This window comes from Patiriisocius marinistellae (genome assembly GCF_009014635.1).
Lineage (GTDB): Bacteria > Bacteroidota > Bacteroidia > Flavobacteriales > Flavobacteriaceae > Patiriisocius > Patiriisocius marinistellae.
Map to the genome: position 1 here is coordinate 285,823 of NZ_BKCF01000005.1, position 24,997 is coordinate 310,819.

23 protein-coding genes are annotated in these 24,997 nt (G+C 34.6%); 9 read left to right on the top strand and 14 right to left on the bottom strand.

Features of this window, described 5'->3' with window-relative positions; translation table 11 throughout:
- Window positions 1-6: 6 nt before the first annotated feature.
- The 6 genes from GB234_RS13230 to GB234_RS13255 all read right to left on the bottom strand — a co-directional run bounded on the left by GB234_RS13230 (window position 7) and on the right by GB234_RS13255 (window position 4,973).
- A complete protein-coding gene (locus GB234_RS13230) occupies window positions 7-1,050 on the bottom strand; it encodes an AI-2E family transporter (RefSeq protein WP_151895053.1) in 1,044 nt (347 codons plus the stop codon).
- Between the two features lie 18 nt (window positions 1,051-1,068).
- Entirely contained in the window at window positions 1,069-1,491 is a 423-nt protein-coding gene (locus GB234_RS13235) for a VOC family protein (RefSeq protein ID WP_151895054.1), read from the bottom strand.
- Window positions 1,492-1,526: 35 nt separating this feature from the next.
- Window positions 1,527-1,727, bottom strand: coding sequence for a hypothetical protein (locus GB234_RS13240; protein WP_151895055.1), 201 nt, complete (start codon window positions 1,725-1,727; stop codon window positions 1,527-1,529).
- A 221-nt stretch (window positions 1,728-1,948) separates the two neighbouring features.
- Complete coding sequence (locus tag GB234_RS13245; protein ID WP_151895056.1) at window positions 1,949-2,515, bottom strand: hypothetical protein; 567 nt, start codon at window positions 2,513-2,515, stop codon at window positions 1,949-1,951.
- 170 nt (window positions 2,516-2,685) lie between these two features.
- Window positions 2,686-4,221, bottom strand: coding sequence for a helicase HerA-like domain-containing protein (locus tag GB234_RS13250; protein ID WP_151895057.1), 1,536 nt, complete (start codon window positions 4,219-4,221; stop codon window positions 2,686-2,688).
- Between the two features lie 53 nt (window positions 4,222-4,274).
- Window positions 4,275-4,973: a phage tail-like protein gene (locus tag GB234_RS13255; protein ID WP_151895058.1), complete on the bottom strand. Its 699-nt coding sequence runs from the start codon at window positions 4,971-4,973 to the stop codon at window positions 4,275-4,277.
- 117 nt (window positions 4,974-5,090) lie between these two features.
- Between GB234_RS13255 and GB234_RS13260 the strand changes: the two genes are divergently transcribed.
- The 3 genes from GB234_RS13260 (at window position 5,091) to GB234_RS13270 (ending at window position 7,122) form a co-directional block, all read left to right on the top strand.
- Window positions 5,091-5,567 (top strand): Rid family detoxifying hydrolase, encoded by a 477-nt coding sequence (locus GB234_RS13260; RefSeq protein ID WP_151895059.1) that lies wholly within the window; start codon window positions 5,091-5,093, stop codon window positions 5,565-5,567.
- Window positions 5,568-5,734: 167 nt separating this feature from the next.
- Complete coding sequence (locus tag GB234_RS13265) at window positions 5,735-6,364, top strand: 7-carboxy-7-deazaguanine synthase QueE (protein ID WP_151895060.1); 630 nt, start codon at window positions 5,735-5,737, stop codon at window positions 6,362-6,364.
- A 218-nt stretch (window positions 6,365-6,582) separates the two neighbouring features.
- Window positions 6,583-7,122, top strand: coding sequence for a hypothetical protein (locus GB234_RS13270; protein ID WP_151895061.1), 540 nt, complete (start codon window positions 6,583-6,585; stop codon window positions 7,120-7,122).
- Between the two features lie 83 nt (window positions 7,123-7,205).
- Here GB234_RS13270 and GB234_RS13275 read toward each other — a convergent pair whose 3' ends face one another.
- Window positions 7,206-7,754, bottom strand: a complete 549-nt coding sequence (locus GB234_RS13275; RefSeq protein WP_151895062.1) for a DUF2911 domain-containing protein — start codon at window positions 7,752-7,754, stop codon at window positions 7,206-7,208.
- Window positions 7,755-8,097: 343 nt separating this feature from the next.
- On the opposite strand from GB234_RS13275, the gene gyrB reads away from it, so the two are divergent.
- The 3 genes from gyrB to mdh all read left to right on the top strand — a co-directional run bounded on the left by gyrB (window position 8,098) and on the right by mdh (window position 12,376).
- Window positions 8,098-10,038 carry a DNA topoisomerase (ATP-hydrolyzing) subunit B gene (gene gyrB, locus GB234_RS13280; RefSeq protein WP_151895063.1) on the top strand — a complete coding sequence of 647 codons (1,941 nt, stop codon included), beginning with the start codon at window positions 8,098-8,100 and terminating at the stop codon, window positions 10,036-10,038.
- Window positions 10,039-10,236: 198 nt separating this feature from the next.
- Window positions 10,237-11,262 carry a DUF6588 family protein gene (locus tag GB234_RS13285; RefSeq protein ID WP_151895064.1) on the top strand — a complete coding sequence of 342 codons (1,026 nt, stop codon included), beginning with the start codon at window positions 10,237-10,239 and terminating at the stop codon, window positions 11,260-11,262.
- 187 nt (window positions 11,263-11,449) lie between these two features.
- Window positions 11,450-12,376, top strand: coding sequence for a malate dehydrogenase (gene mdh / locus GB234_RS13290; protein WP_151895065.1), 927 nt, complete (start codon window positions 11,450-11,452; stop codon window positions 12,374-12,376).
- A 74-nt stretch (window positions 12,377-12,450) separates the two neighbouring features.
- Here mdh and GB234_RS13295 read toward each other — a convergent pair whose 3' ends face one another.
- Window positions 12,451-12,723, bottom strand: a complete 273-nt coding sequence (locus GB234_RS13295; RefSeq protein ID WP_151895066.1) for a T9SS type A sorting domain-containing protein — start codon at window positions 12,721-12,723, stop codon at window positions 12,451-12,453.
- Entirely contained in the window at window positions 12,714-13,334 is a 621-nt protein-coding gene (locus GB234_RS13300; protein ID WP_151895067.1) for a hypothetical protein, read from the bottom strand. The genes GB234_RS13295 and GB234_RS13300 overlap by 10 nt, the downstream gene beginning before the upstream one ends.
- 149 nt (window positions 13,335-13,483) lie before the next feature.
- Between GB234_RS13300 and GB234_RS13305 the strand changes: the two genes are divergently transcribed.
- On the top strand, window positions 13,484-14,095 hold the full coding sequence (locus GB234_RS13305) for a hypothetical protein (RefSeq protein ID WP_151895068.1): 612 nt from the start codon (window positions 13,484-13,486) through the stop codon (window positions 14,093-14,095).
- 236 nt (window positions 14,096-14,331) lie between these two features.
- Window positions 14,332-17,382, top strand: a complete 3,051-nt coding sequence (gene secDF, locus GB234_RS13310; protein ID WP_151895069.1) for a protein translocase subunit SecDF — start codon at window positions 14,332-14,334, stop codon at window positions 17,380-17,382.
- Window positions 17,383-17,722: 340 nt separating this feature from the next.
- Here secDF and GB234_RS13315 read toward each other — a convergent pair whose 3' ends face one another.
- The 5 genes from GB234_RS13315 to folE form a co-directional block, all read right to left on the bottom strand.
- Window positions 17,723-18,217, bottom strand: coding sequence for a DUF192 domain-containing protein (locus GB234_RS13315; RefSeq protein ID WP_151895070.1), 495 nt, complete (start codon window positions 18,215-18,217; stop codon window positions 17,723-17,725).
- Window positions 18,195-19,133, bottom strand: a complete 939-nt coding sequence (gene lgt / locus GB234_RS13320; protein ID WP_151895071.1) for a prolipoprotein diacylglyceryl transferase — start codon at window positions 19,131-19,133, stop codon at window positions 18,195-18,197. Before lgt ends, GB234_RS13315 begins: the two co-directional genes overlap by 23 nt.
- A 219-nt stretch (window positions 19,134-19,352) precedes the next feature.
- Complete coding sequence (yidD, locus tag GB234_RS13325) at window positions 19,353-19,586, bottom strand: membrane protein insertion efficiency factor YidD (RefSeq protein WP_151895072.1); 234 nt, start codon at window positions 19,584-19,586, stop codon at window positions 19,353-19,355.
- A gap of 106 nt (window positions 19,587-19,692) precedes the next feature.
- A complete protein-coding gene (cysS, locus tag GB234_RS13330; RefSeq protein ID WP_151895073.1) occupies window positions 19,693-21,186 on the bottom strand; it encodes a cysteine--tRNA ligase in 1,494 nt (497 codons plus the stop codon).
- A 170-nt stretch (window positions 21,187-21,356) separates the two neighbouring features.
- Window positions 21,357-22,034, bottom strand: a complete 678-nt coding sequence (gene folE / locus GB234_RS13335) for a GTP cyclohydrolase I FolE (RefSeq protein WP_151895074.1) — start codon at window positions 22,032-22,034, stop codon at window positions 21,357-21,359.
- Between the two features lie 149 nt (window positions 22,035-22,183).
- Here folE and GB234_RS13340 point away from each other — a divergent pair.
- Window positions 22,184-24,997 (top strand): FIDD domain-containing protein (locus GB234_RS13340; protein WP_503826539.1); only part of this gene is annotated, 2,814 nt, incomplete at its 3' end.

The following is a 24,997-nucleotide window of genomic DNA, read 5'->3' on the forward strand; positions in this document are numbered from 1 at the left end:
ATTTGTTTAAAGCATTTCTTTATTCTTTTCGGGAACATTCTTGCCATATTCTTTTTTGTATATTCTTACAACCACAATGAATAAACTAATAAGTAATGGTCCAAATATTAATCCAATAAAGCCAAATAAAGGAACACCAACAATTACTCCTATTAGAGTAATTAATGGGTGAACGTCATCTAGTTTTTTTAAAACATAAAGTCTAATAATATTATCAGTCGCTCCAACAATCACCAATCCATAAATTAAAATACCCCAAGCTTGAAAAGTACTCCCTGCAGAGAGTGTTAGTAGAAATACTGGTACAATTCCTATTAAAGTACCTACGAAAGGAATCATAGAGCCAATAGTTACAATGACAAACCAGAAAAATGGATCCTGTATCCCAAAAATAAAAAAGCCAATTAATGCAATAATCCCTTGTGCTAATGCTACCATAGGAATTCCTAGAGCATTTGACCGTACCATGTGGTTTACTTCTTTGCCTATGGCTTTTAAATTGTTTCTATTAATAGGTATGTATTCATATAAAGACTCTTTGAGTTGGCGTCTATTAGTCAACATATAGTAGAGCATGAAATACATAATACCAACAGCTATAAAAATTGTAAAAGTACCACCAGCAAAACCTTGGAGGTTTTCAGATATCCATGTTGATACGGCACCAACATCAATTTGAGAACTTAAGTCATATCCTAGCTTTCCTTCCCATTTTTCAATTTGATCTTTTAACGCCTTAGTAACCTTTTGAGAGTTGTTTACAGCTTGGCCTATTTTGTTTCCAAGCATAACCACAATTCCTGCCACAGGAAGAAGAATTCCTATAAAAGAAATGAACATTAAAAATGCTGCGGCCCAGTCTGGTTTCCATCCCCTCTTTACAAGTTTTGACATCCATGGACGCATTAACACATAAATAGTAATTGCTCCTAAAACGCCAGAAAAATAAGGAAGCATCTCTTTAAAAATCAGTACACCTATTAGTAATATAATGAGTAAAATAAATACCTGTCTTATAGCTGTGGGTTTTATAGCATTTTGATGACTCATAAGTGTTAATTGGTTTGTTTAAGTTGCAAAAAGTTGATCAATATTTTTAAAGGCTTTGAATTCTAGGGCATTACCAGATGGATCGTTAAAAAACATAGTAGCCTGTTCTCCAGATAATCCTTCAAATCTTATGTAAGGTTCAATGATAAATTTAATATCTTTTGTTTTTAATTTTTTGGCTAATAAATTAAAATCCTTCATGGAAAGAACAACGCCAAAATGAGGCACAGGAACATTTTTTCCGTCGACAGGGTTTGAATTTTCTACGTCATTTTTTGAATCCTTAAAATGAATGACAAGTTGATGTCCAAAAAAATTAAAATCTACCCAATGATCACTACTGCGACCTTCCTCACAGCCTAAAATATCTCTATAAAATTTACGACAATCTTCAAGGTTTTTTACAGGAATGGCTAAATGGAAAGGCTGGATATTTTGCATATTTAAAACTAAATAAATTTTTAATAGAAGTAAATTTAATTATTCTCAGCGTTAATAGTGTCAGTATCTTTTCTGTATTTTAAAAGTCCAATTCCTGCAAAAAAGAATACAACTCCAAGAATTATAGATGGCCATTGTGCACTACCTATGTCCATGCTTCCAAAAGCAGATAATACACCTAATATAAGAGCGATTGCACCGCCTAACGTCATTACAAGTCCTAATATTTTAATCATAATGTAGTTGTTTTTTTATTGGTTAATGGTTTAAAGGTATTAGATTTCATCGATTTGATAAATCACATTAACAGAAGTTTGTGCATTTATACTATGATGAGTGATCTGTTTATGCGAGGGGTTTTCTTCAGAAATATTAAGTGTTTATAAATTTAAGGCATAAAAAAAGTCTGAAGTTTTTTTAAGACAACAGACTTTATAATTATATAATATTTCCGAAGTTATTCTTCATTCCCATCCCATCCTATCATAAAGTATTTAAACTTTGCGGAGTCTGGAATTTGTGATGTTTCAATGGTTAGGCTTGGGTCGTAACGTAAGTTCTCGGGAAGTTCTTTTTTGTCAATTGTGATATAAACATCACTATCTTTTAAAAAAAGTACAACAGCGTCAAAACTTGTCTGTATTCCTGCAATTTCGTAATTGTCCTTTACATCTTTAAATGTGCTCTTAATACTGAGGCCTTTATCTGTTTTAAATCGTTCATCAAAGATTCTAATATTTGTTATAGTAGCTTCTGGATTATTTTCATCGTCTGGAGATAATAATAATAATTTTTTCCCACCTTTTTCGTATAGTTCAACTTCACCTTGAGTACCTATTGCATCTTTGATTGGGGTAAGTGCAACTATACTATCATTTGTAAAAATAGAATCTAATTGTTTAACTGTTGTTTCACTAGTTACAGCTCCAAGACTTCCTTCTCCAATAGCAAATTTATCTGCTTTTGAGTCACATTGAATAAAAGCTAATGATACTAATACTCCTAAAATTATTGTTTTTTTCATATCTAGAGCGCTAAGGTTGTATTCCAATTTGCGCCATTTTTTTAACGTTATTAATACTTTATTGTAAATTACAAAAGTAGAAAACTTAATATTTAAATTAAGAAAAGCAGTAGTTAATCTTACAATAAAATAGCGGGATTTTTTATTAGTAAATTTATTTTAATTCCCAATTAGCGCATCATTTTTCCAAGAATTCCTAGAACACTTCTAATTACCGTTGGACTCGTTAATGTTTTAATCCATGGATTTTGTGTTTGTCTTCCACTACTGCGGCGGCTGCTTTTTTTCGTAGTTGCTTTTTCTGCAGCTTCTTTCTCTTTTTTAGCTTTTTCTTTTGCCTCTTCTAACTCAGCGATTTGAATTTTTTTGTTAAGCATTTCATAAGCGCTTTCACGGTCAACAATGTCATTGTATTTTTTGACCATTTTTGATGATGCGATAAGGCTTTTTAGTTCGCTATCTTCAAGTACATCCATTCTGCTCATAGGGGCACGTAATAATGTTACGGCTAATGGAGTAGGAATTCCTTTTTCATTTAGAGCACTTATCATTGCTTCACCAATACCCATAGAGGTTAAAGCTTCGTCAGTTTTATAATACTTACTTATTGGATAGTTTTCTGCTGTAAGTTTTATTGCTTTTCTATCTTTTGCGGTAAAAGCGCGTAATGCATGTTGTATTTTTAAACCTAATTGTCCTAATACCGCATCTGGAACATCGGTTGGGTTTTGCGTTACAAAGTAAAGTCCTACGCCTTTAGAGCGTATTAATTTTACAATACTCTCAATCTGATCAAGAAGTGCGTCACTTGCTTCATTAAAAATAAGGTGCGCTTCATCAATAAATATTACTAATTCTGGTCTTCCGCTATCTCCTTGTTCAGGGAATGTTGCATAGATTTCAGCTAAAAGCGAAAGCATAAACGTTGAGAATAGTTTTGGCTTATCTTGAATATCTGTTAATCTAAGAATGTTAATATAACCCATTCCGTTTTTGTCAGTCCTTAGTAAATCATCTGTATCAAACGATTTTTCACCAAAAAATAAATCGCCGCCTTGTTGTTCAATTTCAATAATTTTCCGAAGAATAGAACCTGTCGAACTTGTTGACATTCTACCGTATTCTTTTTGAATTTCTTCTTTACCTTCTTCTGTAACGTAATTGAGCATTTTCTTGAAATCCTTTAAATCAAGCAAAGGCAATTTATTGTCATCACAGTATTTGAAAATTACAGCAACAATACCGCTTTGAGTTTCGGTTAAGTCTAAAATTCTAGATAATAAAACGGGACCAAACTCGCTTACCGTAGCTCGCATTCTCACACCTTCTTGCTCAGATAGTGTTAAGATTTCAACGGGAAATTTTTTGGCCTCAAATGGAATCCCTATTTTTTCATGGCGCTCATCAATTTTTGCGTGACCAGGACTTGGCATGGCAATACCACTTAAATCCCCTTTCATATCCATTAATAAAACCGGCACGCCTTGTTCGCTTAAATTTTCGGCAAGAACTTGTAGTGTTTTAGTTTTACCTGTACCCGTTGCTCCAGCAATAAGGCCGTGGCGATTCATCGTTTTTAGTGGGATTTTAACTAGTGCATCTGTAATTGTCTCGCCATTAACCATTGCTGCACCCATAACTATTGCGTCGCCTTTGGTTTTATAGCCTTCTATAATGTGGTCAAAAAATGCTTGTTTATCTGCCATTGTTTGGATTTTGGATAAAAATAGCAATTGTGCTTATGCTTCCGAAGAGAATTTTAATTTAATTTATTAATTCCAAAATTGAAAAATACAGCATGAATTGAATTATTGTTGTTGTTAAAAACGTATCTAAACTTTACAACTTGATTAGCAGCAATAGGGTACATTAAATTACCGCTTGTTCCCCAATAATCTGAGGAGGGTAAGCTCGTAAATCCTCTAGAGAGATAACCAACTAGCGTATTGTCTACGGTTACCGCGATAATATATTTTTTGTTTCCTGATGGGGCATTATAGGTTGAAAATGAACCTGAGAAAAAATAGTTGCCAGCTTCTTTAATTCTAACAGTACCATTCCCTATTACTGAATAAAGAGATGTATCGTTTGCAATAACCTCAGAGGTTCCTATGGGAAACTCATAATATGTATTGTCAGTTCCAATTATGGCACTATTATTAGTTGGGTAATTTTTATTAACTATAAGTGATCCTTTACTACTATTCGTTAGTGTTGACCAAGCTCCATTAGATCTAATAAATAAGCTGTTTATTGTAGAATTATAAACTATAGCCCCATCAAGAGGAGTGGGTATATTGTTCATTTGAGTAGTAGTAACTCTTGGAGGTATTAAAGCACCTGTTGTACTTTGTATCTCTAAAGCAGATCCATCATCTGGTGTGGTGGTTCCTATTCCTACTTGTGCGTTAAAAGTTAGTATTGTAAAGAAAAATGAGAATGTTAAGTAAAGTTTCATTGAGGAGTTTTATTATGAAATTTAGGGGTTTAGTGTAAAATTATTAATAAATTTCTGGATCTAATCAATGTCTAATTTGTTTATGATAATTTATTCGACACATTCAATTTTTAATCGATGAAGTACTTTTCTTACATATTAATCCTTCTTGTTTTTTATCCATTTTTTGGTTGTGATAATAATTTTATCGAAAAAAACCATATTGATGCAGATATTATTTTTCATAGATCGCATGAGGCAAAAAAGAAAGAAGCACCCTTTAGCGATGTGGTGCAAGTAGGAAACACATTTTATCTTTCTGGTCAAATAGGGATAAATCATAAAACCCGTGAGTTAGTTGATGGAGGTATAGTTGTAGAAACCACACAAACTCTAGAAAATATTAAAGCGGTTTTAAATCAACATCATCTAGAAATGACAGATGTTATAAAAGTAATGGTGGTGCTTGATGAAATTGAAGATTTTGCTATATTTAATAAAATATATGAAACATATTTCCCCCAAAAACCAGCAAGAACAACATTTGCCGTTCAAGATTTAGCCAAAGGTGCTAAAATTGAAATTGAAGTAATTGCCTTTAAAAGAATTAGGTAGTATTGATTATACACAAAATATTATTTTGTAGATAATAAGTTCGTGTCTACTGAACTTAAAGCTAGTAATCTATTAATATTTTTTTTAAAATTCGAAGAAGTTTTTTAGACTCATTCTTTAATTCTTTTAAATTATGCAAGATATGCGAAAAGTGTACCTTTGTATTAATGAAAATAGAGATTCAAGATAAGGTTGATAATGGTATTATGTTGCCATTGATGGAGGAGTTTTACACTATCCAAGGAGAAGGCTATCACAAAGGTACTGCTGCATATTTTATACGTGTAGGTGGTTGCGATGTAGGTTGCCACTGGTGTGATGTTAAAGAGAGTTGGAATCCTAAAAGTCATCCACCTACAGCTATTGAAAGTATTGTTGATAATGCGGTTAAGCACTCTAAAACCATAGTGATAACTGGTGGCGAGCCTTTAATGTGGGATATGAATCCACTAACAACGTTGTTAAAGTCAAAAGGTGTTGATACGCATATTGAAACAAGTGGTGCTTACGAGCTTTCCGGCACTTGGGATTGGATTTGTTTATCTCCTAAAAAGCGTATGTTGCCTACTCAAAAAGTATATGAACAGGCACATGAGTTAAAAGTGATAATTTATAATAAAGATGATTTCCGCTTTGCCGAAGAGCAAGCTGCAAAAGTGAATAAGAAATGTAAACTTTTTTTACAGCCTGAATGGAGTAAAAGAGATACTGTTATTCCTCAAATTGTTGATTATGTAATGGCAAACCCGCAATGGGTTGTGAGTTTACAGACACATAAATATTTAAATATTCCTTAAGTGTGTTTACTACATTATATTTGTAGGAATAATTGATTTTTATGAACTATAAAGTGCACGTACATAAAAAAATGCTAAGTATAGTTTTTGCTATTCTATTGCTGCTTAATGTATTTGTGATTTACCAATACTCTTTAGATTTTAGCAGGTTAATACGCTTAATAAGCAGTAGTGTATTATTGTGCACATTTTTATATTTTCAAGGGTATAAAAATACTATGATTACTATTGCGTTTGTAGGAATAGTGGTTAGTGATATTTTTATGTTACACTATGAGACTACACTATATAGTAATTTATATATGCTCATAAAAATGCTAGTATACATTATTATTATAGTAGGCACGCTAAAAAAACTTTTTGTAGTTGAGGTTCCTGCTTACTTAAAAGTTTTTTCGGTACTATTATTTGGACTTAGTATGCTTTTAATTCATTTTATGATAAGTTATCTAGACATAAGCCAAATCGATAATAGTACAGTGTGGTTATTTTATTTTATAGCATTAATTATGTTGGTAGGTGTTTTTGTAACTGGCTATTATTCTCATGTTTATGGATCAAGAAAAGCCTATTGCATATCGGTAAGTATGCTTTCCTTTGTAATATCTGACTGTGCGGCTTTTGTAGCTTATTATTTAAATATAGAATACTTTTATTATATAGAAAGATCAATGTATTTGTACGGTTTATTCTATCTAGTGCATTATGTAAATAAAAGTATAAAAGAGGAGGATATTTCCTTAATTAGAGAATGGTAAAGATTGCATATAGAGAACACATAAAAATTCCCAAATCATAAGACATTCATCTTTGATTTAGGAATTTATATTTAGTTTTTAAACTAATTAGTTTTTTTTAAATCTGTTGCTACAACAACGTCTCCCCATCCCATATACATTGTAGCTCCATCTTTTGACTCGTCAAATGCAATTGAAAAAGCTTCAAGATTAGTGTCACCTTTCATTACCTTTCCAGTAGTTCTTGCAACGTCCATTTTTTTATCATACGAGTAAGAACCCCAAACATTAGACGCTTTGTTAATTATAATTGTCCAAGTTTTATCTCCTGGTACTGTAAATAATGAATATGTGCCAGGTTGCACTAAAGTGCTTCCTACCATCATTGGTTTGTAGAACGTAATTTCGGCAGCTTCATTTGCACCTGTTCTCCATACTTTGTCATTAGGTGCTAATTTTGATAGCGCTCGTTCTTTAAGTTGAGGACGACTGTATTGTACTTTTACAAGTTTGCTAGATTCTTTGTAGTCTGAAGGATATGCTGCAACATCCATTGGGCTTTTATCAAGGCCTCTAAATTTTTGAGCAGTAGCCTCAGTAGTTGTTAAAAAGGTTACTGTAAGTGCCAATAAAGCAATCATAATTTTTTTCATAATAAATTGATTTTAGTTTTTAAAGATAAAAGGATTTTAAAGGCTTAAATGTTATTGCAATCATAAAATATAAGTGTTATCCTTTCTTTTTTTGACTCATTAATTATACAAAACTTACAAGTTGTTTTTCTTCTGAAATTTAACTCCATTAAAAAAGCTAGGTTTTACACAATGTTTTGTTAATAACTTAACCCCTAAAAACTACCGAAATCCCTCGTTTTGGTGTGGGTTTGGTTATATTTGTTTCGCTTCGAAAAAAAGGGTCTTAAATGGCTTTAAAAAGGTTTCAAGTCTTTAAAATTTCCGAAGCAAAAACAACGATTATTATACAAGCTAATTATTTATGAGCGAAGAACAGAATAAAGGAAATTATGGGGCTGACCAGATTCAGGCACTAGAGGGGATGGAGCATGTGCGCATGCGTCCTTCCATGTATATTGGGGATGTTGGAGTGCGTGGTTTGCATCATTTAGTATACGAAGTTATTGATAACTCTATTGATGAGGCATTAGCTGGGCACTGTGATACCGTACATGTGTGGATAAATGAAGATAACAGTATAACGGTACGTGATAATGGTCGTGGAATTCCAGTAGATATTCATAAAAAAGAAGGTGTTTCTGCACTTGAGGTTGTAATGACTAAAATAGGTGCAGGTGGTAAGTTTGATAAAGATTCTTACAAAGTTTCAGGTGGATTACACGGTGTGGGTGTGAGTTGTGTTAACGCACTTTCATCTCACTTAAAAGCAACTGTTTTTAGAAACGGTAAAATATACGAGCAAGAATACGAGCGTGGTAAAACAATGTATCCTGTAAAAAGTGTAGGTGAGACAGACTATCGCGGTACTGAGGTTACGTTTACACCAGATGCGCAGATATTTAAGCAAACTCTTGAATATAATTATGACACCTTAGCAAGTCGTTTACGTGAGTTAGCATACCTTAATAAAGGAATTACTATTACAATTGAAGACAAGCGTTTTACTGAGGAAAATGGTGAGTTTAAAGGTGAAAAATTTCATAGCGAAGAAGGATTAAAAGAATTTATACGTTTTCTGGATAGCAGTAGAGAAATGTTGATAGCTGATGTTATTTCAATGGAAGGCGAAAAAAATGACATTCCTGTAGAAGTTGCTATGGTATACAATACATCGTATAATGAAAATTTACATTCCTATGTAAATAATATTAATACACATGAAGGAGGAACACATTTAAGCGGTTTTCGTCGTGGATTAACTCACACGCTAAAGAAGTATGCAGATGCTTCGGGGATGTTAGATAAATTAAAGTTTGATATATCTGGGGATGACTTTAGAGAGGGCTTAACGGCAATTATATCTGTAAAAGTACAAGAGCCTCAATTTGAAGGGCAGACAAAAACTAAGTTAGGTAACAGAGAAGTAACTGCCGCAGTTAGTCAGGCAGTTTCCGAAATGCTTGAAAACTACTTAGAAGAAAACCCTAACGATGCAAAAACAATTGTTCAAAAAGTAATCCTTGCAGCAACAGCTCGTCATGCGGCGCGTAAAGCTCGTGAAATGGTACAACGTAAAACCGTAATGAGCGGTGGAGGTTTACCAGGAAAATTGAGTGATTGCTCAGAGCAAGACCCAGAAAAATGTGAAGTATTTCTTGTCGAGGGAGACTCGGCAGGTGGTACGGCAAAACAAGGTCGTGACCGTAATTTTCAAGCAATTTTGCCACTACGTGGTAAAATTTTGAATGTAGAAAAAGCAATGCAACATAAAGTATTTGAAAACGAAGAAATTCGTAATATTTTTACGGCACTTGGGGTTACAATAGGTACTGAAGAAGATAGCAAAGCATTAAATCTTTCAAAATTAAGATATCACAAAGTAGTCATCATGTGTGATGCCGATGTGGATGGTAGTCATATTTCTACCTTAATATTAACGTTCTTTTTTAGATACATGCGTCAACTAGTTGAAAACGGAAATGTTTACATCGCAACGCCGCCTTTGTATTTAGTGAAAAAAGGAGCAAAAAAGAAATATGCTTGGAGTGATGCAGATCGTGATATATTTAATGCAGAGTTTGGAGGTAGTGCAAACATACAGCGTTATAAAGGTCTTGGAGAGATGAATGCTGAGCAATTGTGGGATACAACTATGAATCCAGAGTTTAGAACATTACGCCAAGTAACTATTGATAGTGGTACAGAAGCAGATCGTGTTTTCTCAATGTTAATGGGTGATGAAGTACCACCACGAAGAGAGTTCATTGAAAAGAATGCTAAATATGCAAATATTGATGCATAATTTTTCTTCGGAAATTTAAAACAATTAAAACCTCTGCTGCTATTAAATAGTAACAGAGGTTTTTTAGTTATTATACGTTTTTGTGTTTTTGAAATTTAAGAGTATTAGAAGCCAATTTATATTTTGGATGTTTAGATTTTAGAGAAAATCATACTAATATATAAATAGCAACGTTTTTTTTATCAAACAAACCTAATTATGAAAAGGCTATTTATAGTACCCCTATTATTTGCAGTAGCGACTATTAATGCGCAACAAAATATTGAAGACCTCCTTGCTGCTGGTGTTGAAGATGCGCAACGCTATACCTCAAATTATATCGCACCCGCTGCTGAGGCAATGATGTACAGCACGTCAAACGGATGGATTCAAACAGCCGAATCTAAAAAGCCATTAAAATTTGAAATTTCATTCGTAGCAAATGCAACATTTAGTAATGATGAAAACAGAGAGTTTTTATTAAATACTAATGAGTATAATAACCTACAATTTAGAGATGGTAGTACTTCAAAGATGGTCGCAACAGCACTCGGAGAAAACGATCCAGATATCATAGTTTTTGCCGAAGTAAGTAACATAGTTCCTGGTTTGCCTAATGAAGAAGTTGAGTTCGAATTGCCACAGGGATTAGCCTCTGCAGATGTAAATATAGTGCCAAGTGCTTTTTTACAAGCTCGTTTAGGATTATTTAGTGGAGCCGAAATTAAGGCAAGATATTTTCCTAAAGTGGAACAAGAAGATGTAAAACTTGGACTTTACGGAGTAGGGCTTCAATATGAATTTACAAAATTATTGCCAGCAGATAAAATATTTCCTATTGCTATTGCAGGAGTAGTAGGGTACACTCATCTAGATGCTAATTACGATTTTACAGATACCGATATTATCGATGGTGAAAATCAGCAATTTGATGTCCAGCAAGATAGTTATGTGTTTCAATTGCAAGCATCAACTAAGCTACCCATATTTAATGTTTATGGTGGTGTGGGGTATTTAACAGGGACTTCAGATTTTGGAGTGCTGGGTACGTATCGTGTTAGAGCGGGGATTCCTTTATTTGAGTCAACGAGTACTTTTACAAATCCATTTTCAATTTCTCAAAAAATTTCGGGCGTTCGAGCAAATGTAGGAGCACATTTAAAACTTGGTTTCTTTAAGTTTAATGTAGATTACACGCTTTCAGAATTTAATTCGCTTTCAGCAGGGCTTAATTTTGGAATTTAAATAATTTAAGTTATTCATTTTGGTTAAAGTACACTTCTAAAATTGTGTTAATTAAGGTCTGATAAAACGCAGAGAAATTGTATTTTTACATGAAATTTCAGCAGTCCTTCTTCTACGGAAATTTGAGCTGACTGAAACATATAATTTACTAATTAACGTTGTGAAAACAACCAAAATAAAATTACACATGAAAATTACAGTTGTTGGTGCCGGAGCAGTAGGCGCAAGTTGTGCAGAGTATATTGCTATTAAAAATTTTGCAAGTGAAGTTGTACTTGTTGATATCAAAGAAGGGTTTGCTGAAGGTAAAGCGATGGACTTGATGCAAACGGCTTCCTTAAATGGTTTTGATACCCGTATCGTAGGTTCAACGAGCGATTATAGCAAAACAGCCAACAGTGATATTTGTGTTATTACAAGTGGAATTCCACGTAAACCGGGAATGACTCGTGAAGAGTTGATAGGCATCAATGCGGGCATCGTAAAAGATGTTTCGGCTAGTTTGGTGAAACACTCTCCAAATACAATTTTAATCGTTGTGAGTAATCCAATGGATACCATGACATACTTGGCTCATAAAACAACAGGGTTGCCAAAAAACAGAATTATAGGAATGGGCGGTGCTCTCGACAGCGCACGTTTTAAATACCGATTGGCCGAAGCCCTCGAAGCTCCCATAAGTGATGTTGACGGAATGGTGATTGGTGGTCACAGCGATAAAGGAATGGTACCATTAACACGTCTAGCTACGAGAAATAGTGTGCCGGTAACCGAGTTTATCTCTCAAGACCGTCTTGACGAAGTGAGAGAGGCAACTAAAGTAGGAGGTGCGACATTAACGGGATTATTAGGTACATCTGCTTGGTATGCACCAGGTGCTGCGGTATCTGGATTAGTACAAGCGATTGCTTGTGACCAGAAAAAAATCTTTCCATGTTCAGTTTTATTAGAAGGTGAATATGGACTGAATGACCTTTGTATAGGTGTGCCAGTTGTATTAGGTAAAAACGGTATAGAGAAAATAGTAGACATCAAATTGACCGAGGCCGAGAGAACGCATTTAAAAGAAAGTGCAGAGGGAGTAAGTGCCACTAATGGATTGCTTGAGTTGTAGATTTTATAACATAAATTTGAAAGCCTGTTAAATACAAAATTTAACAGGCTTTTTTTTGTGGGTAGAAGATTTAATTATTCAATAATCATTTTATGTGTTTCAACAGACCCATTGTCATTTTTAATTGAAACAAAATATACCCCTGTCGCAAATGTTGATACATCAATATTTATGCTCTCGTCAACAAAACCAGATTGTGATTGCAACTGTGTTCCTTGCATGGAATATATGTTGATTTCTAGTTGCTCCGTCATACTTGTTTTAGTAGTAATTATTACTGTGTCATTTGCAGGATTGGGATACAGGGAAAAAAGGGTTTCTTGTTTTTCTGTAACGTTTAAATACAATCCTCAGAGTACACAAAATTTGCTTCAATATTCCATAAATTATAAGGGTGTTCATTGTTGTTTGCGGCTATTTCGTCATCGACAATCACGCAGTCCAAGAATATTAAACCATCATCGCAACATGTAAAATTAATTGTTAATATAGTATTGTTGCCATTTTTTAAATTGAGTTCTTCTAAAAAAAACAAATCTTCGCTATATACCTCTTCTAAGTTTACATTGTTACTTAAATCTAGCGAGGTAATTAAGAGATTTTCGCCTCCGGTATTACTTATATATAGCTCCCTTAACTGGAAGTTGTTAGTTAAATTTATAGCGGTTAAATCCTTATTATTAACATTTAAAATTTCTAAAGATGTAAAGTCTTCAATACCAGTTATGTCTTCAGCTCCTTGCTGTGAAAGGTCAAGTTCTACAACAGTGTTAACATCACTGGTTAATACTTGCCCGTTTATAATGCCATCGCTATCGATGCCTAAATTAATAAGTGCCTGTTCAAAAAATGGGTCGGGAATTGTTGTTGTTTGGGCGGTAAGTAAAGTGGATATGGACAATATAAATATCATCGATAATAACCATTTGTTATAATTTGAAAATGTAAAATATCTCATATTGTATGGCGTTTTCTGTTACCATATAAACTTGGGAGTTTGTTTAAAATTAATGAATTAAATGCTACTATTACCAGCTTTTTTTTGTTATTCGATATACATCTACGACATCTCTCTAAAGTTGCTCATTTTTAATTATATTTGGCGCGATGAAATTTAAATGGTTCATACCGTTATTATTCACTGTCTTGGTCGCGGTTGGCGTGAGCATAGACAAAGGTGCGGTACGCAATCAAGAAATTGTTGTGGAGTTTGGTGTGAGCCAAATTTTAAATGAAACCAACCAGAATACAATTTCAAAAGTTACTGCACAGTTAGAGCGCATAGGAGTTCAAAACATTGCTGTTGAAAAAGCGGTAAATGGAAAAGTAACAATTAGTTATCACAGCACACTCGATGCGGCGCAAGTGAAGCGCATGTTGACTTTGGAAATGAGCAGTGCATTGTACCTTGGGAGTATTAATGGTAACATACCGTTAGAATTTCCTTCGGAAGATACACAGAACACATACAAACTAGACGTTCACGAAATTCAAAACAGTAGCGATACCGAAAGAGGTCTTGATGGTACGATAGTCCAATTTGAAACAAAAGTACTTCGGTTTTCTACGCATAATGTTTATTTTTCAAGCCCTGAGGTTATAAATTTAGGTAAGGATAATAGCGATGCCATTTCTTATATTTCTAATAGAATTAACGACATTGCTTTTCAATGTAATGCACATAATAATCCTGAGGTGCGCGCTGGCCCACTAAGCTAAGGGAATAACAATCAACGATGCTTTTTATTCTGAAAAAGCGTCTCTCATAAAACTACAAATTAAAATTTATAATAAAGCTACGCTTAAACGCGCGGTTTGTTTAATGTTCATTTTAATCAAGGTTGTCACATTTCAGAAGATAACCACACACTTATAATTTATAATAAAATCATTGTCTAATCGCGCGATAGATAGTAAATTCGCCCGATTTTAAAACTAAAATTAAAACCCAAAAAATGACAAATAAAGGACTTATTACAGTTTTTGCGGTATTGTTTGGATTGGTTAGTTTATACCAATTATCATACACATACTTAGCAAATAAAGTAGAGGACGAGGCGGCAACTTTTGCGCAGTCAAAATTTTCTAAAGACCAACCTAAAGAGAGAGCTGCCGCTGAGGTTGCTTACTTAGATAGTGTTGCAGGAAACCCAATTATGATGGGTATCGATTACAAAACTGCTAAAGAAAAGGAGCTTAATAAAGGTCTTGACTTAAAAGGTGGTATTAATGTAATCCTTCAAATTAGTGTAAAAGATATCCTTAAAGGATTAGCAAATAACACCAAGGACCCTGCTTTTAATCAAGCTCTTGATGCTGCAGATGAGCGTCAAAAAGATGCGCAAGAAACATACCTTGAGTCTTTCTATGCTTCTTTTGAGGCATTAGATGGTGAGAATAATCTTGCGTCTCCAGATATCTTTTTCAACAAAAATCTTGAAGATGATATTGATGCATCTATGAGTAACAATGATGTTAAAACCGTTATTGATAGAAAAATTGATGAGTCTATTACATCTGCTTTTGAGGTATTGCGTAAGCGTATTGATAAGTTTGGGGTAACTCAACCTAACATTCAACGTTTAGGTAGTTCTGCTCGTATTTTAGTAGAATTGCCAGGAGCTAAAGATGTTGAGCGTGTTTCAAAATTATTACAAAGTACAGCTCAATTAGAGTTTTGGGATGTATATAAGTTTGAAGACATGTTTGGTTTCTTACAACAAGCAAATGGTAAAGTTGCTGAACTGGAAGCTGCAAAATCTCCAGCTAATGAAGCTGCTGATGAGGAAGTAGCTGAAACTGTGCAAGACTCAACTGCTACCGAAGGTGATGACATTAGTGAGCTTCTTGATGGTGAAAAAGTTGATGAGTCAAATGACGATGTTGAAAAGCAAAACCCAATTTTCTTCAAAATGGTGTCTCAAGGATTTGCTGGACGTCCTGTTCTAGGAACTTTTCAAGTTAAAGATACTGCTTCTATAAATGCATATTTACGTATGCCACAAGTAAGAGCGTTATTGTCACAAGAGCAACGTTTTACAAAGTTTGTATGGGAAAAGCCAGTTGATGTTGAGGTTGTAAGAGATGGGAATGAAGAGACATTAACTACTACAGGTCTTTACGCAATAAGAGGAAATCGTGAAATGACTCCGCCGCTTTCTGGAGGTGTGGTGACAGATGCTGCTCAAACGTATGACCAGTTTAGTAATGTTGCTGTATCAATGCAGATGAATGGTAAAGGAGCTAAGATTTGGGAAGAAATGACCAAAAATGCAAATACAAATGGTTCTCAAATTGCAATTGTGCTTGATGATATTGTTTACTCTGCGCCAGGTGTTACATCACCAGGAGGTATTGCAGGTGGACGTTCAGAAATTACTGGAGACTTTAATATTACAGAAGGACAAGATTTAGCAAACGTACTTCGTGCTGGTAAATTACCTGCGAGTGCAGATATAATTCAAGCAGAAGTTGTAGGTCCTACTTTAGGTGCTGAAGCTATTAATAGTGGTATGATTTCATTCTTGATTGCCCTTGCATTAGTGTTAATATGGATGATTTTTTACTATGGAAAAGCCGGAGCATTTGCTGATGTTGCCTTAGCTGTGAATATTTTATTCATATTTGGTGTCTTAGCAGGTCTTGGAGCTGTATTAACATTACCTGGTATAGCAGGTATTGTATTAACAATTGGTATTTCGGTAGATGCTAACGTACTTATATTTGAGCGTATTAGAGAGGAACTTGGAAAAGGAAAATCTCAAAAAGATGCTATTAAAGATGGTTTCCAGAATGCGTTATCTTCTATTCTTGATGCAAACATTACTACGGCACTTACGGGTATTATTCTTTTAGTATTTGGAACAGGACCTATTCAAGGTTTCGCAACTACATTATTGATTGGTATTTTAACGTCATTGTTTACTGCAATTTTTATTACAAGATTGTTTATCGATAGTTATACTAAAAATGGTAAACCTTTACATTTCTCAACAGGAGCAACTAAAAACTTGTTTAAGAATGTAAATATCAATTTCCTTGGAAAGCGTAAAATGGCTTACATTATTTCGGGAATATTAATTGCTTTAAGTTTAGGTTCATTATTTACAAATGGTCTTAATCAAGGTGTGGATTTTGTTGGAGGACGTACGTACACCGTTCGTTTTGCACAAGATGTTGATGCGCCTACAGTAACTAAAGATCTTATTGCTCAATTTGAAAGTGCTGAGGCTAAAACCTATGGTGGTAATAATCAATTAAAGATAACTACTAAGTATAAAGTTGATGAAACAGGTGCTGATGTAGATCAAGAAATCCAGTCTATGTTATACACAGCTGTTAAATCTCACTTGCCAACAGGAATGACTGAAGAGGAATTTAAAGGTGATAATGATGATAAAGTAGCTGGAATTATGGAGTACTACAAAGTGAGTCCTTCAATTGCAGATGACATTAAAAAAGATTCATTCTGGGCTGTATTTGGTTCGTTAATAGTAGTGTTCTTGTATATTTTATTACGTTTTAGAAGATGGCAGTTTAGTCTAGGTGCTGTTGCCGCTGTATTCCATGATGTATTAATTGTGTTAGGAGTGTTCTCATTAACACAGAGTATTATGCCATTTAGTATGGAAATTGACCAATCATTTATTGCAGCTATTCTTACAGTAATTGGTTATTCATTAAATGATACCGTGGTTGTTTTTGACCGTATTAGAGAGTACTTTAATGATAATCCATCTTGGGGCTTTGGTAATGTAATTAATAAAGCCTTAAACAGTACATTAAGTCGTACGTTGAATACATCATTAACAACATTGATTGTATTGTTATGTATCTTTTTAATTGGAGCAGAGTCTATCCGTGGACTAATCTTTGCATTAATGGTAGGTGTAATCGTGGGTACGTACTCATCATTATTCATCGCAACACCAGTAATGTATGACACTGTTAAGAAGAAGGCAGCAGATTTATTGTTAGATAAAAAAGAAGAGGAAGTAGAAGCATAGGTTCTCTATTTTCTTCGGAAATATTAAATCCCTTTCAACGATTGTGTTGAAAGGGATTTTTTGTGTGTGGATTGAGTATTGGTTTAAGGGTTGTTTAAATAATAAGTTGTTTTGAAATTATACTTAATTTATAATTTCAATAAGATTGAGGGTAGGAAGTAACGGGCTTTATTTCAATTAAAATTTCATCACATATTCTTTAATGTTAATGATGCTATAGATTATAATAAATAAAAATAACTTTCTATGAAATTTTGAAAGAGTAAGAGCTAGTTTTTTAGTTTCTCTAAACTCTAAACTCTAAACTCTAAACTCTAAACTCTAAACTCTAAACTCTAAACTACTTCAAACTCCATTCAACCCTATCACCTTCTTGAATACCTCGGCTGGAAGAAACAGCGCCTCCAAGTTCCAGAACGTATTTTACTGGAACTCCAGATGGGAGGGATGTTGGGTCCATTGGTTTTGCTTTTGTATATATTTTAACCACTTTCTTATTGGCATCAATGTAGAGAATGTCAAGTTCAATTTCTGTATTTTTCATGTAGAATGAGCGTGGCTGCTCATTATCAAACATAAAAAGCATTCCGCTGTCTTGTGGAAGGCTTTTTCGGTACATTAAACCTGTTTGAGTTTCATATTCACCTATTGCAGTTTCAATAGTGAAAGTATGGAGGGCTTCTTCTGTATTTTGTTTATAAACAGTAAGTCTTCCATCGTTTGAGAATGCAATTTCTTTTGTGAGGACTTTGGTTTTATTTTCATTACAAGCAGAAAATAAAACAACAAATAATAATAAAATACTACTGTATTTATAAGCTGGGGGTGTTTTCATATTTCTTTTTGTAAGATTGAATCATAAAATAGATCCCTATTAAAATAAAAGGAACACTCAATAATTGTCCAGTATTTAAAAACCATTCTCCTCGTTCATCCACTTGAGCTTCTTTTACAAACTCAACAAAGAAACGAACTGTCCAAAGCAACACTAAAAACGCACCAAATAGAAAACCAAGCTGCTTACGCTTATCCATCTTCCAGTATAACCACATTAAAATAGCAAACACTAAAACATATCCAGCGCTTTCATATAGTTGCGCAGCATGCCTAAATGGAACCGAAGCTAATGCATCTGCAAAGGTAGGGTCGGTTGCAATTGCATCGTATGCTTTTCCGCTATCGTTTATTCCGGTAATTGCAATTGCTTGATTGGAAGAAATTTCGTCTTGAAGAAATTGGACTCCTAAAGGAAAATCACCAGAAGCTTTACCTATGATTTCAGAATTAATAAAATTACCAATTCTCACAAAAATAGCACCACTAGCAACGGGCAATACCACGCGGTCTAATATCCATAGCATAGGTTTTTTTAATACTTTTTTACTATAAAAGTACATGGCTATTATAACCCCAATCGCAGCACCATGACTCGCAAGTCCTCTAAAACCAGTGTATTCTATTTCTGGCACAAAACTAAAAGGAAGAAATACAGATAAAGGATCTTGTAGCAATAGCTCACTTTGATAGAAAATTACGTGACCCATTCTAGCGCCTACAAGAATAGCAACCACCATATAAATAAACAGGCTGTCTAGATTTTTTTCACTCTCATTTTCATGAGCAAATATTTTTTTAATGAGAAACCATCCTAGTACAAAAGCGACTACAAACATTAAGCTATAGAACTTAATTTCAAAAAAACCTAAATCAATCCCTTCGCTAGGGTTCCATAATATTGTAAGTGCGTGCATGTATATTGTGTATTTAAAAAAGTAAAGATAAAAATAGCATTGTTAATGTAAAGGAGAAAAGATAAATAGTTGCAATTACTAGCATTCAGGCTTAACGAAAAAATAAAAAAAAATAGCCTATTGCTTTTTGTGGAGGACGCTAAATTAAACTTTGGTTACCGGTAATTGTTTTGGAATTTCAGTAAAAAAAAATGAAATAAGTTTTTTGTAACAATACCGCTAATTTTTTTTAGGTGGTACTGGATCGTGTCCATGTCCGCCCCAAGGCGCACAACTTGCAATTCGTTTTGCAGCTAACCAACTTCCTTTTAAAACTCCATGCACCTGTAAGGCTTCGACCGCATAGTGCGAACAACTAGGGGTGTACCTACACATAGGTGGCATTAACGGAGATAAAAACCGTTGATACACCCGTATCAAAAACACAAAAGGAGCAATTAGTAATTTTTTCAAACCCGTGCCCGAGTACTCGGGTATTTTTTTAATGAATAGCTCATAACTGCCAAGGCAGGTAAGAGATAAGTATTATTTTATTTTTAAATGGAGCTATAATACATTCTTAACTTAAAGAAAAAGTTGTTCCATCTTTCCCATCTTTCAATTGAATTCCAAACGCCAGTAACTCATCTCTAATCTTATCACTCATGGCAAAATCCTTGTTAGCTCTCGCTTGATTGCGCAATTCAATCAATAATGAAATTGTGCCCTCTAGTTTATCTGTACCTTCATTTACTTCGGAAATAGTAGTCAACCCAAGTATGTCAAAAATGAATGTATGTAGCAAAGATTTCAAATTGTTTAAATCTGTTTCTGAAATTGTTTCAGTTCCTGCTTTTAGTTTATTAATTAATGATACGCCATCAAATAAATGCGCAATTAAAATAGGGGTATTAAAATCATCATTCATAGCTTCATAAAACTTGAGCTTTAATGAAGCAATCGTTTCCGAAGCCATTTTAGAAGTCGCTTTTGAAATCTCTAGTTTTGATAAAGAGCTTACGGCATCCATTAAACGATTAAATCCTTTTTCACTTGCTAATAATCCAGCATCTGTCAAGTCAAGAATGCTACGATAGGAAGACTGCATCATAAAAAACCGAATCACATTAGGGCTAAATCCTTTGCTAAATTTGTCATTCTCTCCTGTAAGTAGCTGGTCTGGGTTTATGATATTTCCAGTGGATTTAGACATGCGTTGGCCGTTCATTTCCAGCATGTTTGCGTGCATCCAGTAGTTTACTGGTGCTGTTCCTTTTGCCGCAACATTTTGTGCAATTTCACATTCATGATGCGGGAATTTTAAATCCATTCCGCCTCCATGTATATCAAATTGCTCGCCTAAATACTTAGTGCTCATCGCAGTACATTCAAGATGCCAACCAGGAAATCCATCGCTCCAAGGAGATGGCCATTTCATAATGTGTTGAGGTTCGGCACGTTTCCAAAGTGCAAAATCCTGCGGATTCTTTTTGTCGCTTTGTCCGTCTAACGCACGTGTGTTATGTATTAAGTCTTCTAGCTTTCGTTTGCTTAAAATCCCGTAGTCATTGGTCTCGTTGTATTTGTGGACATCAAAATACACCGAGCCATTAACGATATACCCAAATCCATTATCGATAATTGTTTGAATTAATTCAATTTGCTCAATAATATGACCAGTAGCTGTGGGTTCAATACTTGGTGGTAAAAAATTAAAAAGGTTTAAAATATTATGAAAGTCAACGGTGTAGCGTTGTACAACTTCCATAGGCTCAATTTCTTCAAGACGTGCTTTTTTTGAAATTTTATCCTCGCCTACATCTGCATCATTTTCAAGGTGACCTGCATCGGTAATATTTCTTACATATCTCACTTTAAAACCTAAGTGTTTTAAATATCTAAAAACCATGTCAAAAGACATAAAAGTACGCACATTTCCTAGATGGACATTACTATACACAGTAGGTCCACAAACATACATCCCTACATTACCTGCATGGATAGGTGTAAATTTCTCTTTGTCTTTAGAAAGCGAATTGTATATTGAAAGTTGGTTAGTTTTGTATAATTCCATGTAAAAAAAGGTTGGGCCACCAATGACCGAAATTTAAATTTTCAGAATATTTTGGTTTTAAGCTATACCTCAAAGATAGTTGCTTTAATACAATTGTTTTGAGTTGCTACATTTCCGCAGTACATTAAATCAATATATTAAAACGGAAACAGTAAGGTTTTTACTGCTACCTAAAACTGAGTGTCTAATTTAATGTAATCTAAAAATTCTCTGCGTACAGATTCTTCCTTAAAAGCGCCGCCATATTCACTTGTAACAGTGCTGCTATCAATATCACGAATACCACGGGAGTTCACGCATAAATGCTTTGCATCGATAACGCATGCAACATCTTCTGTTCCTAAAACTTCTTGCAGTTCTTTAACAACTTGCATAGTGAGACGCTCTTGTACTTGTGGTCGTTTTGCATAATAATCCACAATGCGGTTCATCTTACTCAATCCTACAACGGTACCTTTTGAAATATATGCAATGTGAGCTTTTCCTACTATGGGTAACAAGTGGTGCTCGCATGTTGAGTAGAGAGTGATGTTCTTCTCAACTAGCATCTCATTATATTTATACTTATTATCAAATGTAGAAGCTTTTGGTTTTCTATCAGGATGAAGCCCTCCAAAAATTTCTTGTACAAACATTTTTGCGACCCTATTAGGTGTTCCTTTTAAACTATCATCAGTAAGGTCAAGTCCTAGTGTTTGCATTATATTTTGAACATCACCTTTAATGCTTGCTATTTTTTCCATATCGCTCATTTCAAAAGCATCTGCTCTTAAGGGAGTGTCTTGACTCGAAGCACTGTGGTCAATACCTATTTCTTCTGAAATTTTAAGCTCTTTTTCTAAATCCATTTGCTGAAATTTTTCCCCTTTTTATACGGAGAATGCAAAGATAATCAAATCCCGTTTTGCAACCGAATCTTTGATTGTCATTATTTAAGATTGAAAAGACTTACTAAGTCATAAAATTTTCTTAATTTTCGCGCGTTATTGAAAATACTATGAAAAATTTATACCCCACAAAGATACTCTTTGCAGTATCATTATTATTGTCCTCATTTATTACTATTAATGCACAAGGTCCCGGCTCTTTATTTGTAGATGCAGGTCCAGATATGCAAGTGCCTTGTGCAACGGGAGGTTCTGTGAACCTTACGGCAGATTATCTTGAGATATTTGAGACTATATCAGGTACATATACCATTGCTCCTATTTTGTACGCGCCGCCATTTACTTTTGATGGATTGGCCAATCAGTTGAATCCTAACGCAGATGATAGGTGGTCAACTGTAGATATGCTACCTTTTGATTTTTGTTTTTTTGGAAATTTAGAACAAGAATTCCAAGTGGGTTCTAATGGAGGAATACGTTTTGATGTTGATCCTACAGATACGGGAAGTGGTTATTCTTTCAATCAGGATATACCAAATAACATTAACCCTGTTTTAGGAGAAGTTAATGTATTTACACCTTATCATGATATTGATCCTACTCAAAGTAGTAGTGAAGAAATAGGATATGAGGTTTTAGGTACATACCCAAATCGAGTGCTCGTGGTTTCTTATTATGAAGTGCCAATGTACTCTTCATCTTGTAATAATTTGTTAGCTACTCAAATGGTAGTGTTTTATGAGTTTTCTAACGTTATTGAGATGTATATTCAGGAGAACCCTAGCTGTCCTTCTTGGCAAGATGGAGCAACTGTAATGGGTATTCAAAATGATGATGGTACTGTTGCGTATGTGCCACCAGGAAGAAATACATCAGACAGTCCTTATACATTAAGTAATGAAGCATGGAGTTTTACACCAGATGGTGTGGAGACTTTTGTTTTTGAATGGTTAGATGATACAGGAGCAGTTATTGGAACAACTGATACTATTACTGTTTCTCCGGGAGGTCCTACCGTATATACCGCAAGAGTTACTTATACAAATACGTGTAATGGAGAAGTAGTTGTGCTAGAAGATGATGTGTTAGTAACACCGCTCGCTCCATTTACTGTTGACTTAGGTCCAGATATAGATACTTGTGACAATAGCGATATTGTGTTAACTGCAGATACAATGGGTATGACGGGGTTGTCTTATGAGTGGTTTTATGGCGGAGTGTCTCAAGGACCATCAACTATTGATGATACAATGTTTACAGCAACTTTTCCAAACTCTGGAACATACTCAGTAACTGTTTTTGATCCCGCAGACCCTACGTGTGTAATTACAGATGCAATAGAAATTAATTTTAATTTACAACCAGTATTAGCTGATCCTGCTAATGATTTATTTCAATGTGATGATGGTACAGGAACTGGGGTTTTTAACTTAACAGTCAATGATTTAGTGGTGTTGGGAGCACAAGATCCATTAGAGTTTTCTATCACATATCACAACTCTGCTGCAGAAGCTACAGCTGGTACACCAATAATTGCAACACCTATGGCGTATCCAATAACGGGTGTTCAAGAAGAGATATGGTTGCGTATTGAAGATTCTTCTGGTACTTGTTTTGAGATTGATTCTTTTTTTATTGAATATCGTACCGCAATGGCAGGTCCAATGACCGATATTTCTGTATGTGATCCCGACGGAAATGGAAATGAATTAGTTGATCTAGTTGCATTAAAAACCGCAGAGGCATTAGGAGCGCAACCTGCAGCCAATTATACAGTGACATTTCATGATTCTCAGTTTGATGCTGATTCTGGAATGAATGTTTTACCAAATCCTTATCCAGTTGTAGGGCCTGTACAAACTATATTTGTAAGAGTTCAAAACAATGCAAGCGCTACCTGTGCTGCGACAGATATGTTTGATGTTACAGTGATTACTACACCAACTGCAAACGAACCAGACGATTTCTTTCAATGTGATGATGGTGGGAATACAGGAGTTTTTGATCTCACGGCAAATGATGGAGTTGTGCTTGGTGGCCAAGATCCAGCGACAGTAAATATAACATACCATAATACATTAGCAGACGCAAATGCAGGAATGCCAGAAATTGCTAATCCAGGAGCATATCCTATTACTGGAACATTAGAGCAAATTTTTGTTCGTATAGAAGATTTAACGGGGCAATGTTTTTCTGTTGAATCATTTTTTATAGAATTTACACCAGTAACTGTAGGGCCAATTACAGATGAAAACTTTTGTGATCAAGATTCTGATGGGTTGTACACAGTAAACCTTCCGGCACTAAAAGATGCCGAGGCACTTGGTGTACAAGATCCAGCAAGTTACACAGTAAGTTACCACAATTCATTACCAGATGCCTCAACAGGAGCAAATCCATTACCAGCTATTTATATTGTAACTGGGCCTGCTGAAACAATATATGTGAGGGTACAAAATAATACTGTAACTACATGTTCAGACTTTACGCAGTTTGATATTAATATTTTTAGTGCTCCCGTTGCCACAACTCCAGTTAAATATGAACTTTGTGACGATCTTCCTAATGATGGTTTTGCTGTGTTTGATTTAACATCCAGAGATGATGAGATTACTGGTATGAACCCTGATGCTTCGGTTTCATATTTTACTTCTTTCGCTGCGGCTCAGGCAGGGAATTTTCCAATTTTCCCAGCAGATTCATACACCAATACAACATTAGGTTTTCAGATAGTATATGCTCGTGTGGACAACATCAATGTAGCAGATTGTTTTAATATTGTCCCTCTTGAACTCCAAGTCAACGACAGTCCTTCTATTACCTCCCCCATCAGCGATTATTTTTTATGTGATTTAGATGGAGATGGTTTTGAGACTTTTGATTTAACGAGTAAAGACGCAGAGATTTTAAATACTCTTGTTGAT